Source organism: Mangrovibacterium lignilyticum (genome assembly GCF_010882175.1).
GTDB lineage: Bacteria > Bacteroidota > Bacteroidia > Bacteroidales > Prolixibacteraceae > Mangrovibacterium > Mangrovibacterium lignilyticum.
In genome coordinates, this window is sequence record NZ_WKLH01000001.1 from 1,037,650 (window position 1) to 1,054,651 (window position 17,002).

At 41.7% G+C, this 17,002-nt stretch carries 16 protein-coding genes; 7 read left to right on the forward strand and 9 right to left on the reverse strand.

Going from position 1 to position 17,002, the window contains the following annotated elements; translation table 11 throughout:
* The first annotated feature begins 122 nt into the window (after positions 1-122).
* Both GJV22_RS04260 and rprY read left to right on the forward strand, forming a co-directional pair.
* On the forward strand, positions 123-1,745 hold the full coding sequence (locus GJV22_RS04260; protein ID WP_163709155.1) for a sensor histidine kinase: 1,623 nt from the start codon (positions 123-125) through the stop codon (positions 1,743-1,745).
* Positions 1,708-2,409 carry a response regulator transcription factor RprY gene (rprY, locus tag GJV22_RS04265; protein ID WP_163709158.1) on the forward strand — a complete coding sequence of 234 codons (702 nt, stop codon included), beginning with the start codon at positions 1,708-1,710 and terminating at the stop codon, positions 2,407-2,409. The genes GJV22_RS04260 and rprY overlap by 38 nt, the downstream gene beginning before the upstream one ends.
* Before the next feature lie 65 nt (positions 2,410-2,474).
* Here rprY and GJV22_RS04270 read toward each other — a convergent pair whose 3' ends face one another.
* The gene (locus GJV22_RS04270) at positions 2,475-4,463 is read right to left on the reverse strand and encodes a cation:proton antiporter domain-containing protein (protein ID WP_238480274.1); all 1,989 of its coding nucleotides are present in this window, start codon (positions 4,461-4,463) and stop codon (positions 2,475-2,477) included.
* A gap of 214 nt (positions 4,464-4,677) precedes the next feature.
* The gene (lepA, locus tag GJV22_RS04275; protein WP_163709161.1) at positions 4,678-6,465 is read right to left on the reverse strand and encodes a translation elongation factor 4; all 1,788 of its coding nucleotides are present in this window, start codon (positions 6,463-6,465) and stop codon (positions 4,678-4,680) included.
* Positions 6,466-6,668: 203 nt separating this feature from the next.
* Here lepA and GJV22_RS04280 point away from each other — a divergent pair, with 203 nt between their 5' ends.
* A complete protein-coding gene (locus GJV22_RS04280) occupies positions 6,669-7,364 on the forward strand; it encodes a lipid-A-disaccharide synthase N-terminal domain-containing protein (RefSeq protein WP_205461746.1) in 696 nt (231 codons plus the stop codon).
* A gap of 10 nt (positions 7,365-7,374) precedes the next feature.
* Positions 7,375-8,358, forward strand: coding sequence for a GDP-mannose 4,6-dehydratase (locus GJV22_RS04285; protein WP_163709163.1), 984 nt, complete (start codon positions 7,375-7,377; stop codon positions 8,356-8,358).
* Here the strand turns inward: GJV22_RS04285 and GJV22_RS04290 are convergent.
* From GJV22_RS04290 to GJV22_RS04310, 5 genes are read right to left on the reverse strand one after another with little or no spacing between them, the layout of a single operon-like run.
* Positions 8,355-8,999: an SRPBCC family protein gene (locus GJV22_RS04290; protein ID WP_163709166.1), complete on the reverse strand. Its 645-nt coding sequence runs from the start codon at positions 8,997-8,999 to the stop codon at positions 8,355-8,357. The two genes, GJV22_RS04285 and GJV22_RS04290, sit on opposite strands and share 4 nt — an antisense overlap.
* 18 nt (positions 9,000-9,017) lie before the next feature.
* Positions 9,018-10,010, reverse strand: a complete 993-nt coding sequence (locus tag GJV22_RS04295) for an NAD-dependent epimerase/dehydratase family protein (RefSeq protein WP_163709169.1) — start codon at positions 10,008-10,010, stop codon at positions 9,018-9,020.
* A 14-nt stretch (positions 10,011-10,024) separates the two neighbouring features.
* On the reverse strand, positions 10,025-10,729 hold the full coding sequence (locus GJV22_RS04300; RefSeq protein WP_163709171.1) for a CPBP family intramembrane glutamic endopeptidase: 705 nt from the start codon (positions 10,727-10,729) through the stop codon (positions 10,025-10,027).
* A gap of 1 nt (position 10,730) precedes the next feature.
* The gene (locus GJV22_RS04305; RefSeq protein ID WP_163709174.1) at positions 10,731-11,579 is read right to left on the reverse strand and encodes an SDR family NAD(P)-dependent oxidoreductase; all 849 of its coding nucleotides are present in this window, start codon (positions 11,577-11,579) and stop codon (positions 10,731-10,733) included.
* The gene (locus tag GJV22_RS04310) at positions 11,576-12,079 is read right to left on the reverse strand and encodes a DUF2062 domain-containing protein (RefSeq protein WP_163709176.1); all 504 of its coding nucleotides are present in this window, start codon (positions 12,077-12,079) and stop codon (positions 11,576-11,578) included. Before GJV22_RS04310 ends, GJV22_RS04305 begins: the two co-directional genes overlap by 4 nt.
* 375 nt (positions 12,080-12,454) lie before the next feature.
* Here GJV22_RS04310 and GJV22_RS04315 point away from each other — a divergent pair, with 375 nt between their 5' ends.
* A complete protein-coding gene (locus tag GJV22_RS04315; protein WP_163709178.1) occupies positions 12,455-13,459 on the forward strand; it encodes a hypothetical protein in 1,005 nt (334 codons plus the stop codon).
* 9 nt (positions 13,460-13,468) lie between these two features.
* Here the strand turns inward: GJV22_RS04315 and GJV22_RS04320 are convergent, their stop codons facing one another.
* Positions 13,469-14,254 (reverse strand): SDR family NAD(P)-dependent oxidoreductase, encoded by a 786-nt coding sequence (locus GJV22_RS04320; RefSeq protein WP_163709181.1) that lies wholly within the window; start codon positions 14,252-14,254, stop codon positions 13,469-13,471.
* A gap of 222 nt (positions 14,255-14,476) precedes the next feature.
* Positions 14,477-14,854, reverse strand: coding sequence for a MotA/TolQ/ExbB proton channel family protein (locus tag GJV22_RS04325; RefSeq protein WP_163709183.1), 378 nt, complete (start codon positions 14,852-14,854; stop codon positions 14,477-14,479).
* A 223-nt stretch (positions 14,855-15,077) separates the two neighbouring features.
* On the opposite strand from GJV22_RS04325, the gene GJV22_RS04330 reads away from it, so the two are divergent.
* On the forward strand, positions 15,078-16,184 hold the full coding sequence (locus GJV22_RS04330; RefSeq protein ID WP_163709186.1) for a sensor histidine kinase: 1,107 nt from the start codon (positions 15,078-15,080) through the stop codon (positions 16,182-16,184).
* Positions 16,184-16,915 (forward strand): LytR/AlgR family response regulator transcription factor, encoded by a 732-nt coding sequence (locus GJV22_RS04335; RefSeq protein ID WP_163709189.1) that lies wholly within the window; start codon positions 16,184-16,186, stop codon positions 16,913-16,915. Before GJV22_RS04330 ends, GJV22_RS04335 begins: the two co-directional genes overlap by 1 nt.
* The last annotated feature ends 87 nt before the right edge of the window (positions 16,916-17,002 follow it).

Below are 17,002 nucleotides of genomic sequence, written 5' to 3' on the forward strand. Positions count from 1 at the left end.
ATGTTAAAGCCTGTTAACGATTTTAAGTACACTATTTTAGCCCTAATAGCCAGATTTTCAGTCTGTGTTAAATTGTGTTAAGTAGTAATTTAAGCTATATTTTTAAAGCTATATTTGCCGATATGAGTAGAAAGATAATCATCAGCCTTATTGTTTTAATGGCATTGGTCATGACCAGCCTGATTCTGGTCCAATCCAATTCCATCAAAAAAGCTTTTGATATTCGGGAAGAACAATTTGATCAAACTGTCAGTCGTGCGCTACGACAAGTGATCGAACGACTGGAACGGGAAGAAATGAACCGCATTTCAAATTCGGGCTATTCTTCCTCGTCAACGGGTAGTACTCTTTTTCCGAACATGGGCAGAAATGGCAATTTCGTTCCTCAAAACAGGGGGCAGGGAAAAGCCAGCTTTTCACTTCGTTTCTACCAAAAAAACGGATCCGGCAATGTTTATAACGAAGAGATTACAATTTACACCGATACCACTGCAAAAGCGCAAACTGAAAGAGGAAGACCGGGTGAGTTCCCTTCAGCCTTTGACATGTTCCACGACTACGATAGCTATTTCCAGCAAGAATACGAACGGAAAGTTGATGAACGAGCGAGAATTTACCGGGTTATGCAGAACCAGAAATTCTTTTCAGAGCTACCTCTAAAAGATCGGATCGACCAGAAAATGCTGGAACATTACCTACGCGATGAATTTCGAGATACCGGGATTCAGCTGGATTTTAAATATGCGGTAAAATCATTCCCCATGGGGGAAGAACAATTCGTTTTTGGTGATAAAGACTATGCCCCCGCTAACCGAAAAGAATATAAAGATGTGCTGTTTCCTCGCGATATCGGAGAGCTAAAGCCGAACTATTTGCGGGTTTACTTCCCCAAAAGAGATACATTTTTGCTGAAAGCAACCGGCTTTATGGTCATACCAACAGCCATTCTGACCTTCATGCTGATCGCAATTTTTGTTTATACCATATTGATTATCCTGAAGCAGAAAAAGCTTTCTATTATCAAAAATGATTTCATTAACAACATGACTCACGAGTTGAAGACGCCAATTTCAACGATCTCACTGGCGAGTCAGATGCTTCACGACAACAGTGTCTCAAATACCCAGCGAACGATCGAGCATATTTCAAATATTATTCTGCAGGAAAGTAAACGACTCAGCTTTCAGGTTGAGAAAGTCCTGCAAATGGCAGTATTCAATGAAGGACGTCTTAAACTAAAGTTCAAAGAGTTTCACTTTAATGATTTAGTTAGTAATGTTATTATTAACTTTGAACTTAGGGTGAAAAACAAGGGCGGAAAGCTTGATGCTGAGCTATTGGCAGACCAGGATTTAATAAAAGGCGATGAGGTGCATGTTACCAATGTCATTTTTAACCTGCTGGACAATGCCGTTAAATACAGCAAGGGAGAACCCCATATTTCGATCAAAACAGAAAATAAAGGCAACTATTTACTGGTGTCTATAAAAGATAACGGAATTGGTATTCCGAAAGAGCATCTTGACCAAATATTTGAACGATTCTTCCGTGTCCCAACCGGCAATGTGCACGATGTAAAAGGTTTTGGATTGGGCTTGAGCTATGTCAAAAAAATAATCGACTCGCACCAAGGGAAGATCAAGGTAGAAAGTATAGTTAATAAGGGAACGAAATTCATCATTTACTTCCCGCTTAATATGAAAGAACATGGAAACAAAAGCAAAACTTTTATTGGCCGAAGATGATGAAAATCTCGGTTTACTTTTAAAAGAATATTTAATTGCCAAAGGATTCGATACCGACTTGTTCGGAGATGGAGAATTGGCTTATGCCGGTTTCAAAAAGAGCGAATATAATTTATGCATTCTGGATATAATGATGCCTAAAAAAGATGGCATCTCCGTGGCTCGTGACATCCGTCTGATCAATCAGGACATTCCAATTATTTTCCTTTCAGCCAAAAACCTGAAAGAAGATGTATTAGAGGGATTTAGAACTGGTGCAGATGATTATATCACCAAGCCATTCAGTATGGAAGAGCTAATCTTCCGCATTGAAGCTATATTAAGAAGGACAGCGCAGGAAGGAAACAAAAGCGGAACAGAACAAGCTATTTTCAAATTAGGACGCTTTACATTCGACCCCCGCAAACAGGTATTGTCCAACGAAGAGAAGGAAGAAAATGTCAAACTAACGACGAAAGAATCGGAACTTCTTCGTTTGCTGTGTAACAATGCCAATAAGGTTCTGGAACGCAATTTCGCCTTAAAAACGATTTGGATAGACGACAACTATTTCAATGCCCGAAGCATGGATGTTTACATCACTAAACTTCGCAAGCACCTGAAAGAAGAACCAGCCGTTGAGATCATCAATGTGCATGGTAAAGGTTACAAACTGATTTTGTGATAGCAACCAATCATACAAACGACAAATCCCGGACAACCGGGATTTTTTTGCTCCAAACTAGTTGCCTAGGATTGTTCGTCTTTCCCAAATAAATCGAAGGCCCTGGTGATTTGCTCTGATCGTCCCATAATGTACACGATATCATTTTCCTCTAAAACACATTTGGGCTCGGGATGCTCAATCAATTTTTCGTTGCGCAAAATGGCAACCAACGTCACACCATAAACTTTCCGGAACTGAATATCTTTGATACTCTTACCAATCACCTCAGAAGCTTCCCGCACTTTCAACGCAATAATATCCAAATTTGGCAACTCCTTAAATATCTGATTGGAATCATCACTTTCGTCCCGAAAAATACCATAATGATCGTCCCTTATTTTCGCAATTAGCCGATTAATCTCCCTTTTCGGCACCAAACGCTTATTCAACACTTTCTCGAACAAATCAATTGCTGTTTCAAATTCTTCGGGAATAACCTGGTTCGCTCCAATCCGGTAAAGCTCATCAACATCAAAAACATGTTTGGTACGAACGATGATAAAAACATGCGGATTCAAATGGCGAATCTTCTCAATAACTGACATCGCCGTAATCAGGTTTCCAACCGAAATCACCACGACATCCGCCGTGTTGATGTGCGCCTTTTCCAGAATAGGTTCATTTATTGCATCGCCGTAAATAACGGTTTCTCCCTTTTCCTGCAATTTTTTCACAATCCCCGGATCGAATATGATAGAAATATACGGTAGGTTGACGTACTTGGCCATGACTGATAAGTTAACAGCCCGGGAATCCTTACCTATGAAAACGACATGGTTCTTATAGGCCGGAACTTCAATCTGTGGAAGGGGGAACAAACCTTCAACCAACACTTCAGGAAGGGGCAACTTTAACAGCAAATTGGCAACCCGCCGCGACCCCATAATGAGTATCGGAGTAACCGACATACTGATAATAGCCACAGCCAAAAATAGCTGGTAATATTCTTCGGCTATAATTTGATACTTCATGCCACTTTGAGCCAGAATAAACGAGAATTCACCAACCTGGCACAAGGCAAAACCAACCATCACTGTTCCCCTGAAAGTGTGTCCAAGGACAAAAGCTGTGCCTCCGGCAATTACCGTCTTCAAAACCAACACCAGGAGCACCGTACCAAATACCAGAATTGGATTCTCAACTACAAAGCCGAGATTCAATAACATCCCGATACTAACAAAAAAGAAACTGGTAAATGTATCCCTAAATGGAATCAGGTGTCCGAAAGCATTGTGGCTGTACTCCGAATCGGAAATCATCAGGCCTGCCAGGAAGGCACCAAAAGCCAGCGAGATTCCCATTTGTGCAGTCAATAACGCAACGGACAAGCAAATAACAAAGATACTCATCATAAAGAGTTCCTGATTTTTGGTATGAGCGACCATTTGCAGAACCTTTGGCATAAGCCAACGATTGCCAACATACACCAACCCAACCAAAACAACAGTTTTCCCTAAGAGTAACAGAAGTTCATTCGATTGGTCACCACTTTCACCGGCCAGCATAGGTGTCAAAAGCAGCAATGGAATCAGGATTATATCCTGAAAAATAAGGATCCCGACAACCGTCCGTCCGTAATTTGACGTTATTTCAGAGCGCTCTTGCATTAGTTTCAGAACGACAGCTGTACTACTCAAGGCGGTCAGAAAACCCACGAACAGAGCACCAGGCCAGTCGATGTTGTACAACCGGGCAATCAACAACGTAATTCCGGCGGTTAACAGCAGCTGCATGAAACCACCAACAAAGACAACCTTCCGGATTTTAAACAGGTGATTAATCGAAAACTCCAACCCGATCGTAAACATCAACAGCACAACCCCAATCTCTGCCATCAACTCGATAGAATGCGGTTCACGGATTACTCCAAGCGCATACGGACCCGCAACCACTCCTGTAACCAAGTAACCAATAATCGTTGGAATTTTGATTTTGGTAAACAAATAATTAACCGAGGTTGACAAGGCAAAGATGATAACAATATCAATCAAAAGACTGAGATCCATTTCCATAATAAATCCTGTTTAAAATTTTGTGCTGAATTAAAGCCGGGAGCTACAACGATGAAAATACGACATATTTGACTATTCCCGATACATTTTGATTGCATTTCTAAATAATCATTCTCGTTTATTTAAGATAAAACGCGTGTTGGATTTCAATCACAAAAAAAATCCGCTCTGGAGGAACGGATTTTTGTATTTTGATGTTATACTAAATTCAATCTTAGTCTAGCTTCAGTACCGCAAGGAAAGCTTTTTGAGGTACCTCAACATTACCAACCTGCTTCATTCGTTTCTTTCCTTTTTTCTGTTTTTCCAGCAGCTTCCGTTTCCGGGTAATGTCACCACCATAACACTTGGCTGTAACATCTTTCCGCACGGCCTTGATGGTTTCACGGGCAATAATTTTTGCACCAATAGCTGCCTGAATAGCAATATCAAACTGTTGGCGCGGAATCAACTCTCTGAGTTTTTCACACATCCGACGTCCTAAATTGTAAGCATTATCGAAGTGAATAAGAGAGGACAGAGCGTCCACCATTTCACCGTTCAGTAAAATATCCAAACGAACTAATTTGGCTGGTCTAAAGCCAATCATATGATAGTCGAAAGATGCATAACCTTTCGAAATGGATTTCAACTTATCATAGAAATCAAAAACGATTTCACCCAGCGGCATATCAAAAGTCAGCTCAGCCCTTTCAGCCGTCAAGTACTCCTGTTTGGTCAGCAATCCGCGTTTGTCCATACACAAACTCATCACCTGCCCAATGAAATCGGACTTGGTAATAATCTGTGCACGAATAAATGGTTCTTCAATCTCGTTTATTTTATTCGCTGCAGGCAAGCCACTGGGGTTATAAACGTGCGTGACTTCGCCATCGGTCGTATGTACCAGGTACGAAACGTTGGGAACTGTAGTAATCACGTTCATATCAAATTCGCGATCCAAACGTTCCTGAATAATTTCCATGTGCAACATTCCCAGGAAACCACACCGGAAACCAAAGCCCAATGCTGCTGATGATTCCGGCTCGTAAGTCAGGGAGGCATCGTTCAACTGCAACTTTTCCATCGCAGCACGCAGATCCTCGTAATCGTCAGAGTCGATGGGGTAAACACCGGCAAATACCATCGGCTTTACTTCCTCGAATCCTTCGATTGCCTTTTCACACTGCCGGTCTTTATGGGTAATGGTATCACCAACTTTTACTTCTTTTGCTGTTTTAATCCCCGAAATAATGTAGCCCACATCTCCTGTGCTCAATGTATTTCGTGGCTCAAGCCCCAGGCGAAGTACACCTATCTCCTGAACATCGTAATTTCTTTTCGTGTTGACGAACCGAACCATTTCTCCTTTCCGAATCGTTCCGTTTAAAACTTTAAAGTAAGCAATCACTCCCCGAAACGGATTGAACACGGAGTCAAAAATCAGCGCTTGTAACGGTGCCTCAGGGTCTCCTACAGGCGCTGGAACACTCTTGACAATACGTTCCAAAATATCTTGAACGCCTTCGCCGGTTTTACCACTTGCCCTTATTATATCGGAGCGGTCGCAACCAATCAAGTCAATAATCTGATCTTCCACAACTTCGGGCATGGCGTTAGGAAGGTCCATTTTATTTAGGATCGGAATAATTTCCAAATCATGTTCAATGGCCAGGTAGAGGTTTGAAATGGTCTGCGCCTGAATCCCTTGCGTTGAATCGATAATCAGCAAGGCTCCTTCACAAGCAGCTATTGAACGGGAAACTTCGTACGAGAAGTCAACGTGTCCCGGAGTATCAATCAAGTTCAATACATATTTTTCACCATCTTGCTCATAATCCATCTGTATGGCATGACTCTTAATGGTGATTCCTCTCTCCTTCTCTAGATCCATACTATCCAACACCTGAGCATGCATATCTCGTTCACTCACTGTCTTTGTAATTTCCAGTAAGCGATCTGCTAAAGTACTCTTCCCGTGATCGATATGGGCAATAATGCAAAAATTGCGGATGTTCTTCATCTGGTTAATTTTCAAAATTCTATTAGCCGATTTTCCCAATGTGATTTTGCGCAAAGATATTCAATTTTTGGGAACAATTACTGCCAGCCTAAAGCGTTAGGAAACTTTAAACTAATGTTAGCGAACAAGAGGATTTTGCAAAAATCAGCTATTTAAATTATCGGGAATAATATTCCAGTATATTTGCAGGGCAAAAAGAAGTTATGGAGATGGATCACTTCCTGATTATTTCAATTGGATTTATTGCTCAAATCCTGTTTTTTGGTCGTACGATTGTTCAATGGTTTAAATCGGAACACGAAGGTAAAGTACTCTCACCGACCTTGTTTTGGAAGATTAGCCTACTTGGTTCTATATTGATGCTGACCTATGGGATCTTACGTCAAGATGCCGCTATCTTAATTGGTCAAATCCTGGTTTATTTCATTTACGTGCGAAATATCCAGCTCAAAAATGACTGGAGGTCAATGTCATTAATCCTGCGGATTTTTATCATCATTACCCCAATTGCAATTCTTTCCTATTTGTTTTTCGGAACAAATTACTCGTTAGCTACTTTTTTCAACAACGAAAAAAACCCGCCCCTACTCATGTTTTGGGGAATTGCCGCACAGGTTACATTCATCTCTCGCTTTTTCTACCAATGGATTTATTCTGAAAATAAAAAAGAATCTATCCTACCCGTTGGCTTCTGGATTATCAGTATTTGTGGCTCCATTATGAATTTCATCTACGGTATTTTTCGCCTAGATCCGGTGCTGTTAGCTGCACATAGTTTCGGCATGTTTGTGTATCTTCGTAATATTTTAATTCACTATAATAAAAAGAGTTTATTTTCCCGGATGGATGTGCCGGTTATTAATAAGCTCATTGCCCGAATCTCAGGGAAAATTAAATAGCAATTTCAATATGGCAATTATTCTTGTTACAGGTTGCGCGGGGTTCATTGGATCTCATTTAACTGAACGATTATTAAGTGATGGTCATCAAATTGTGGGGATTGATAATTTTGATCCTTTCTACGATCGCAATGTAAAAGAGCGCAACATGAGATCATTTCTGGAAAACCCATCTTTTCAATTCTTCGAACTGGATTTAATAGATGGCCCGGAAATGGAAAAACACCTTTCGGCTATTCCAATCGAAGCCATTGTACACTTAGCTGGAAAAGCCGGTGTACGCCCTTCAATTGCCGCTCCGCACTCTTACACCAAAGCAAATATAACTGCCACTCAGAACATTCTGGAGATGATGCGTAAACGTGGAATCCGAAAAATGGCTTTTGCCTCGTCTTCCTCCGTTTATGGGAATACCAAGGAAATTCCTTTTCACGAAAAACAGGACGTGAGTAATCCAATCTCACCCTATGCCTTTACAAAGAAAGCGTGCGAGCTAGCAACATATACGTATCACTCGCTTTATGATCTGGATATCATCAACATGCGTTTTTTCACTGTTTTTGGCCCTCGTCAACGACCGGATCTGGCAATTCATAAATTCACGAAGTTGATCATAAATAAAGAGGAAATCCCCATGTTTGGCGATGGTAGCTCTTCACGCGACTACACCTATTTTGAAGACACCGTTAACGGAATATGCGGAGCGTTGAATTACCTTTTTGAGCACGAGAAAGTATACGAAATCGTCAACCTTGGCAATAATAAACCGGTGAAGTTAACCGCTATGATTTCCGCCATTGAAAAAGCGACCGGCGAAAAAGCCATCATCAAACAACTTCCAATGCAGGCTGGCGATGTAGATATTACCTATGCCAATATTGAGAAGGCTAAAAGCATGTTAGGTTATAACCCGCAATATTCTTTTGAGGACGGCGTCCGCAATTTTGTAGAATGGTACAAGAAAACCGCTTTGCACAATTCCCAATCCCGTTAATTAATCGCGGCTAACAAGTCTTTCAGTGTAGCAAAGTCCTTCCTGAAGATATGCTTCACTACCGGATCTTGTAGGCTACGCGGTACTTGGGGAGGCATGTGACAGCACACTTCAAAAATTATCTGTACCCGATTTGCCTCCAACCGGGTAATTTCCCACCTGGCCTGATAGTCTTTAATCCTTTTCTTTTTCCTCTTTTCCGGAATAAGATTGTCCTCACTTACAATTACAATCCTCGAGTGATCTTCGCTGAGATCAATTCGTTCCTGCCGCGTTACCAAATCCTGATCCTTCAATGGCCAAGGCAGATCCATTATAGTATAGGCATACTGACAATCTCCTTTAACCGCCACAATTGTGTCCAATGAGCTAACCCGAGAGACACCGCTCATCCATTTCTTCGTATTTTGTGGCTGACTCAGGAATTTCAAAGCCCGTTCAAAAGAGCAATTCACGGTCATTTCTATTCGTCGCTCACGCACACGGATATCGTTTCCTATATCTACCCAACGCTCATAATGGGTGATGTCGTCTGATGTCAGGATGCAAGTCCATGCCTCCGCTTCGTTCCTATCACCTTCTTCTGCACTGGCAGAAAAGTGCCAAAAGATCATCAACACCAATACATATTTTGCTAACATGACATTTTCATTTTAAGGTTACTGAACTACCCTGCACTGATCAAGTCGGGCAATTGTTTTCTGCAGACCCACATCGAGGGGAGTAATCGTATAGCCCAGGGTCCTGTGAGCTTTTTGACTTGATACTTCCCAGTTATACAAGAACCGTTTGAGCCATTTTTTTGTAATCAGAGGCGGTCGACTAGTCACCTTCGTCACCATCTCGAAAAACGAGGCGATTAACCACAGAAAAACATATGGCAGGTGAATCATTCGAATCCGGATTTCGGTCAGTCGATTCAGCAAATCGAAGAATTCATTAAAACTGCAGTTCTCACCTCCCAGTATGTAATTCTCGCCGGATTGCCCTCGCTCCAACACCATCAGGTGGCCGGCAATTACATCGTCAATAAAAACGTAATTCCCAATACTCTTGCCATTGCACGGTATAAAACGGAACCGACCTTCAACATACATTTTCACCATTCGGGTAACCCCGTTACTTTCACTAAGCAAGCCGGGGCCGAATACACGGGTTGGGTTTAAAATGAAGACTTCAAACCCATCGCATGCTGCCTCCCGTACGACATGCTCAGCCTCGTCCTTCGTTTTTTCGTACTCTGTCAGATAATCAACCGAACGGCTTGTCTCCTCAGTTATCACCTGTGCTAGAGATGGTCCGTATTTACCGGCAGTTGAAGTGTACACAAATTTCTTTACTCCGCCATCTTTGGCTGCACTTACCAAATTGTAAGTCCCCAAAACATTCACCCGGTAAAATAAATCATCCTCTTTTGCCCACATTTTTGCACAGGCCGCCAGATGATACACAACCTCACAGCCCTCAACCAATCGGTCAAGAGCCAGCTGATCCGACAGGTTGCCAACAACCTCTTTTACCATCGGGTGTTTAAGCTCCGGTGTTTTTCCCTGGCGACGAACCAAGGCGTTTACCCGATATCCCTGGGCTGTCAATGCCTTGACCAATTGACTCCCAACCAAACCACTTGCTCCTGTAACAGCAACTTTCATAGCTATCTTCTTTTTTAAATCGTTTCACTTTCTCCGAAAGGCCGAAAATGAATTTGTTTTGAAAAATACAACGAGGCCCACTCGTTGGTCAGAGCGATGCTGGCATGGATGAAAAATGCCATCCAAAACGAGCCGGTATAAACCGTCAACAGGCATAGTACCGCTCCTAAGGGAATTGAACCGATGACCTCGAAGCGCCCTTTGTGAATATGGGCCAGGGCATAAAAAACCACATTAACAGCGATTGCCCATTCAAGCCCCAGAGCATTCCAACAGGCAAACAACAAGACGCCTCTGAAAAAGAACTCATAACTCAACAAATAAGCCATCCATGTTAAGGCACTCGAAAAGAATATTCTGAAATTCCAATTTAGAATCCTTATTTGCGGATATTGTTTCAGGTTACCCGCTGATTTCGACTGCAGGATACAAGCAGGAACAACCAACAGGATTGCGGGCACGATCCACTTCAACACCTTTCTGGAATTGACGAATACAAATCCAAAAGCAGTCAGCCGACCGTCCAAAATCCAACCAATGGCAACAAGTGGGATCAATCCAAAGAAAATCACCCCGGCTATTCGGCTGGCATATACCTGCGTTTCATTATCTCGTCGGTCTGGTGGATATCCTTCCCCTCCTCCATTTAATGCCCGATACAAAAGCGAATAAAGAAGAATATCAACAGCAGCTATCAATACAACAATTATAGCATCCATATCATCCCCCTTTTCTGGTTAACCGATCATATGAGCCAACACAAGCCAAACCGGGAAGCTGAGAGATTTCTCGTTTCACAAAGCTTGAAATCAATGGAATGCGAATTGGAGAAGGAACAACCGCCATCAGGAACCGATAAATCTGATTCGAAATACCCGGAATAATCACTTTCTTCCTTCTAAACAAATCCCGAACCGCTATCCGAGCCACTCGCCTGACCGACATTAATCCAAATCTTGCGACTCTGGATTGCCGGTTCACCCGTTCACAAACATCCGAATTGGTTTGCATTGGTCCCGGGTTTAAAACACTGACAAAGATTCCGGTATCCTTCAGCTCCTCACTCATACACCGGGAGAAATTGTATACAAACGCTTTCGAGGCGGGATATAGAGTTTTATAGGCAATCGGGCTAAATGATGCCATACTTGACACATTTAAAATGTAGGCTTCACGTTGCTTTCTCAATCTAGGCAGCAATCGCCATGTCAACAAGGAAACCGTCCGGATATTTAGCTCAATAATTGTATTCAAATAGTTACTATCCACGGACTCGAAGGATTTCGAACCTCCAACTCCTGCATTGTTTATGAGAATACTCACCGGTCGGTCTCCAACCCATTGATCAATTATCGCAATTGAGTCGGCCTGCGTTAAGTCTACCTCCAAACAATCAGCTTCAATCCGGAATTCATTCCTGATTTCCACACACAAATCAGTTAATCCCTCCTGTGGTAGGGCAACCAAAAGCAGATTCATCTTTCGTGCGGCCAATTCATAGGCAATCGCCCGGCCTAATCCCTTACTGGCACCTGTAATTAAGGCATATTCATTCTCTGTTGTTTTCATGACTCTGTGTTTAAGGGGTTGTACTTGTTTTGTCTTTTGTTTAGCCACCGCTTGATGAGATGAAAAGCAAGCAATGCTGAAGGAACTCCGGTTATTACACCTCCAATGATAAATGCAAGAAGAATGCTGGTACCGGAACCAAAGATTGTTGAAAAGGAAAGTAAGTCCGGATTTTCAAAAAGGTTGATTGTCTGCTCCAGACCTAAAACTTGTGCTCCAAGCATAAAATTGAACCCGAACACAAAGGTTCCGGTGAGCACGTTGGTTTGAAACACAGCTATACCGGCAGCTAACTTATTCCAGCTCAGCAAACGAGCGATAAATACGGCTATGAACAGCTGAAAACCTATAAAAGGAGTCATTCCAATAAAGGTCCCCAAGGCAAATCCCTTAGCAATACGCTCTGGACTATCCCTAATCGTCAAAATACGATTAAGGACCACAATTATCCGTTCTTTTAAATTTAACCTGACTCTGATTCCTTTTCCTGAACTTTTCATAACAGTGAACTATTTAAACTTATTCATTTTGATAAGTCAATTCTATTTTATGCGCTGACTTTACATCAAATTTACAACCTGAGTAAGCCGGCCCGTTACGGAAAATCAGAACCACATAGCCGGATATTTGCATTTTCTGCAAATTCGAAGTCGGTTTATTTCCTTATTTGGGAATAATTGCAACATCAGACCAATATGTCTTTTTTAATATTCTTACTTTACGCAAAACATTAATTCATCAATCAACGTCAGAGGCATTCCCTGCAAAATTTTATGGATATGATAAGTGATGAGTCGCTGAAGATTGAAACCTTATGCTGAAACTACGGTAAATACAATATGTTGTCCAATTGTAAGAATCCAATATATGTATAAATGGATCAATATATTCAAATTCAAAAAGACCTGTTCAGTAAAATAAAGTTGATTCTATCACCGAACGAATCGTTGGTACATACCCTCTCCGAAATATTAGATTTGAGTTACGATAGCACGTACCGGAGAATCCGCGGTGAGAAGTTTCTGGGCATCGATGAACTGATTAAACTCAGTAACCATTTCGGCTTGTCGATTGACAACATTTGCTGTCCTGACAGTAACTTTATAACCTTCGATCATCATGCGATGGATCATGAAAATTTTCGCTTTAAAGACTGGGTGAGTATGATACTAACGGACTTAACCCGGATCAAAGAAGCACCGACAAAACACATTCTATACTCGGCTAAAGACCCTCCAATCTACCACTATTTTGTACTTCCTGAAATCGTTGCATTCAAAGAGTTTCTGTGGGAAAAATCAGTCTTCCAGTTTCCGGAATATGTGGATATGCGATTTTCGTTTGATAATACTGATTCGGAAACCTTAGATATGGGGAAACTGCTTTGCAAGGTGGCAACACTCATTCCTTCCACCGAAATTTGGAACGAGAATACGCTCATCCTCACGCTGCGCCAGATCGAATACTATTGGGTTGCCGGCTTATTTAAAAATAAAGATGATGCCCTTAATATTCTTGATAAGGCAGAGAAATGGATATTACATCTTCGAAACCAAGCCCAATTAGGCTTTAAATATCTGATTGACGGACCTGCAGAAGGACTCGAAAATTCATATACCCTTTATGAGACTGAATTAATACACAACGACAACTTAATCGTCGTCAGTGTTGCCAACAAGAAGATCACCTATCTGGCTATCAATTCGCTGAATTTATTACGAACAACAAGTCAGAAATACAGTACAAATGCGGAAGAATTCCTAAACAATCTAATTCAGAGATCGAATTTGATCAGTCATAGTGGAGAAAAAGAACGGAATCGTTTCTTTAATAAGCACCTGTATTTACTGGAAGAATTACGAAAAAGAATCAGCTACTGATACCGCGTTTTACTTTTTTTGCCTGTTCTTTTCCTGAATACGCATTACTATTTTGGCCTGCGAAGTGAGTGGGACGAATCGACGTATAAACAAAATAAAATTATTCATGAAGCCGGGAACAGCCAAGACTTTCCCTTTAATCATTGCTTTATAACCAAAACTGGCGACTTGCTCGGCACTCGCCATGTTGACACTGATTTTGGGATCGGAAGAGCCAACCGCTTTTTGGAAGCCGGTTTTGGTAATTCCCGGACACAGTACCGTCATACTTACTCCTGTTCCCTTTAATTCGGTAGCCACTGACGTTGAAAATGAAAGCAAGTAAGCTTTTGTGGAATAGTACATGCACATCAGTGGGCCAGGATGAAAAGCGGCTAGCGAAGAAACGTTCAAAATCTTGCCACTATCTCGCTTCTGCATTTGAGGCAAGAACAATTTAACAAGTTGTGTAGGCGTGTAAACATGCAGGTTAATCATTTTCTCTTCGCGCTCCCAATCTGTTGATGCGAAGGTTCCAAACATCCCAAAACCGGCATTATTAACCAGCATCTCCAATTCAATTTTCAAATCTTCAACAGCATGATATACGCTTTGAGCAGCATCTTGTACACCAAGGTCAAAGGCGAAACTTTTAATTTCCACAGCAAACGACGCCTTCAATTCCATTTCTTTTTCAATCAACGCTTGCTCCTGCAAGTCAATCAAAACAAGATTAAAGTTGTCTTTGGCCAACAGCTTTGCAAATTCAAATCCGAGCCCACTTGCCGCCCCGGTTACTAATGCCCACTTATTCATTTCTTTTTTGGTTTTTGGGGTATTGAATAATTACACCTACTTTATCGAAAAACAAATGCACGGCTAAAGATGACGGTTATCTGTCAATTACCCAAAATTGACGGCTAGTAATCTCCGATATAATTCAGGAAAAGTTGACGCCACAAAAAATGACCGGTTCAATTTCGAGGCTTTTCCACCCAATTAAACCGGTCATTTCAAACTGAATAAAAATTCATCTTTTCAATATGTGCTCTTTCGAAGCATGAATTCCCGTAAAAGTCCCCAAACAAGCAAACTAAAAATGAAGACGAAAAATCCGTACAGAGGAGCGATCATACTCACTTTAAATCCTCCGGCAATCAATGCCGGTGAAATATCTCCGGCGGCTTCAATGACGTTAAAAGCCATAAACAAACCGATTGCTTGTCCAAGTATTCCGGTAACAAAGGCTAGACTTCCAAATAGAAGGATCAGGTCAAGTCCGGCTTTGGTGTAATTATGCTGAATGAAAATCTGAACGATCTTTTGAACCACAAAAACCAGCATAACGATAGTCCAAACCGTAATAGCACCCATAAACAAAGCGCCTCCCATGTAAAACAGATCAATAATTTTCATGACGATTAAATTTAGAAATTATAATCTAATTTATAGCTTCCGGAAAACAAGCCGGAATTTTGTCGATCAACAACTGCAAACCATACAGATACAACGGGCCTTCGAGCTTAAGTCTCATTTTGATCGTCATTTTTGCTGTATTCCATCAAAATTGAACGGTTCATCGATAATTGTTTTGTTGAATCCGGCAAAACCGGTAATTTCAGTCTGGAAACAACAAAATATGGGAATAATCAAACTTCACCAATGGCCGACAAAGGGAATCCCGATGCTCAAGACCGGGCAGCATTTGTTCTTTTGGATCATCTCCTATTTGTTCTTTGTGCTCTTCTTTGGCCGGGCAAACCGCGACTACCAAAGTACAGTCGCATTTTCAGCCATGCTCTTTCCGTTGGCTATCGCTACCAGCTATTTTTTGAATTACTACCTGATACCCAAATTCCTTTACAGAGCAGCGTATTTCCGGTTTATTCTGCTTCTCGTTTACACGCTAATTTTCACGCTTTGGTTCGAGGTCCTGATCAGTTTATTTGTCTTCACCATTGTCAGCGATTTCAAGCTCTACAAAATTGATCCTTCAACATTCGACATTGTTTTCCTGCTGGTGGGACTCTACTTTGTCATCCTCGCTTTTATTGCAATTGAACAAGTTAAGCGGGCCTTTGAGATGAAAAAAGAAAACACCCGGTTGATGAATCAACAACTCGAAACGGAACTGAAACTTCGGGAGTCGGAGCTGAAACTGCTCCGTGCTCAAATCCATCCACATTTTCTATTCAACACCCTGAACAATCTGTACGGACTAACCCTTGAAAAATCGGATCTGGCCCCGGAATTGGTACTGAAACTTTCGGACCTGATGGACTATATGCTGTACAAATGCAACAAACCGTTGGTACAACTTTCGAGCGAAGTGGAACATCTAAAGAATTACATCGAGATTGAACGGATTCGTTATGCCCAAAAAATCAAAATTGATTTCCAAGTCAAAGGTGAAGCCGGGAACACTGAAATCGCACCAATGCTTTTGCTGGCTTTCTTCGAGAACGCTTTTAAACATGGGGTGAGTAAGTCAATTGTCAATCCGTTTGTGACAATTCAGTTAAACATCGATGAGGCTGTTCTTCATTTAAATATGGTGAACAGCTGCAACCCGGCAAGCGAAAAAGACGATGATTACAGTCGGGGAATCGGTCTGAAGAATGTCAGGAAACGGCTCGAATTGCTATACCCCAACCACAACTTGCAAATCGAGAACAAAGCCGATACCTTTGAAGTGGATTTGCGAATCCCGCTGAATGTATTACCGACCGAAAACAAGGTAACTTAATGGAAGAGCTCACATATAACTGCCTGATTGTTGATGACGAGCCCATCGCGATACGGGTCATCAAAAATCACCTTTCAGAATTTAAAAACCTGAAGCTGGTCGGAGAATGCAGTAACGCGATTGAAGCCATTGAACTGTTATCTCGATGCCGGGTTGATTTGATTTTCCTGGACATTCAGATGCCGCAAATAACGGGCGTCGAATTCCTGAAAAGCCTGAACCAGGCGCCTAAAGTAATTTTCACCACTGCTTACCGCGATTATGCGGTTGATGCCTTTGAACTGGACGTAATCGATTACCTGCTAAAGCCGATCTCGCTGCTTCGTTTCTCCAAAGCCGTGAATCGCTTTTACCAACGGATACAAGAAAACGCGCCCCACCAGTCGCCCCTTCCGGCGGGAAACAATCAGGACTATGTTTTTCTGAAAGCCGACAAAAAATACCACAAGATTTTACTGAATGATATCCGTTACATTGAAAGTTTTGGCGACTACCTGATTGTGCATTGCGAAAAGGACAAACTGACGATCAAAGAACGAATCAGCCAAATGGAAGACATGCTGCCAAAGGATCAATTTCTGCGGGTCCACCGTGGCTACCTTATTTCATTAGCGAAAATTACGGCTTTGCTACCCGGCATGGTGGAGCTTGGGCCAAACAAAATACCAATCGGACGGAGCTACAAAGATGCCATTGAAAGCTTCAGGCAGGGACCGTTGTCCGCTTCCTGACATCTCCAATCGATACTTCATCCGGTTTTCAGCCATTTTATTCAACCTAAAAAGTGACGAGAATGACAATACTTTTTGTTTTATAAG

Excerpts from the sequence above, each read along its gene's own strand:
- GJV22_RS04260 (WP_163709155.1), top strand. The coding sequence starts at position 123 with ATGAGTAGAAAGATAATCATCAGCCTTATTGTTTTAATGGCATTGGTC.
- rprY (WP_163709158.1), top strand. The coding sequence starts at position 1,708 with ATGGAAACAAAAGCAAAACTTTTATTGGCCGAAGATGATGAAAATCTC.
- GJV22_RS04270 (WP_238480274.1), bottom strand. The coding sequence starts at position 4,463 with ATGGAAATGGATCTCAGTCTTTTGATTGATATTGTTATCATCTTTGCC.
- lepA (WP_163709161.1), bottom strand. The coding sequence starts at position 6,465 with ATGAAGAACATCCGCAATTTTTGCATTATTGCCCATATCGATCACGGG.
- GJV22_RS04280 (WP_205461746.1), top strand. The coding sequence starts at position 6,669 with ATGGAGATGGATCACTTCCTGATTATTTCAATTGGATTTATTGCTCAA.
- GJV22_RS04285 (WP_163709163.1), top strand. The coding sequence starts at position 7,375 with ATGGCAATTATTCTTGTTACAGGTTGCGCGGGGTTCATTGGATCTCAT.
- GJV22_RS04290 (WP_163709166.1), bottom strand. The coding sequence starts at position 8,999 with ATGTTAGCAAAATATGTATTGGTGTTGATGATCTTTTGGCACTTTTCT.
- GJV22_RS04295 (WP_163709169.1), bottom strand. The coding sequence starts at position 10,010 with ATGAAAGTTGCTGTTACAGGAGCAAGTGGTTTGGTTGGGAGTCAATTG.
- GJV22_RS04300 (WP_163709171.1), bottom strand. The coding sequence starts at position 10,729 with ATGGATGCTATAATTGTTGTATTGATAGCTGCTGTTGATATTCTTCTT.
- GJV22_RS04305 (WP_163709174.1), bottom strand. The coding sequence starts at position 11,579 with ATGAAAACAACAGAGAATGAATATGCCTTAATTACAGGTGCCAGTAAG.
- GJV22_RS04310 (WP_163709176.1), bottom strand. The coding sequence starts at position 12,079 with ATGAAAAGTTCAGGAAAAGGAATCAGAGTCAGGTTAAATTTAAAAGAA.
- GJV22_RS04315 (WP_163709178.1), top strand. The coding sequence starts at position 12,455 with ATGGATCAATATATTCAAATTCAAAAAGACCTGTTCAGTAAAATAAAG.
- GJV22_RS04320 (WP_163709181.1), bottom strand. The coding sequence starts at position 14,254 with ATGAATAAGTGGGCATTAGTAACCGGGGCGGCAAGTGGGCTCGGATTT.
- GJV22_RS04325 (WP_163709183.1), bottom strand. The coding sequence starts at position 14,854 with ATGAAAATTATTGATCTGTTTTACATGGGAGGCGCTTTGTTTATGGGT.
- GJV22_RS04330 (WP_163709186.1), top strand. The coding sequence starts at position 15,078 with ATGGGAATAATCAAACTTCACCAATGGCCGACAAAGGGAATCCCGATG.
- GJV22_RS04335 (WP_163709189.1), top strand. The coding sequence starts at position 16,184 with ATGGAAGAGCTCACATATAACTGCCTGATTGTTGATGACGAGCCCATC.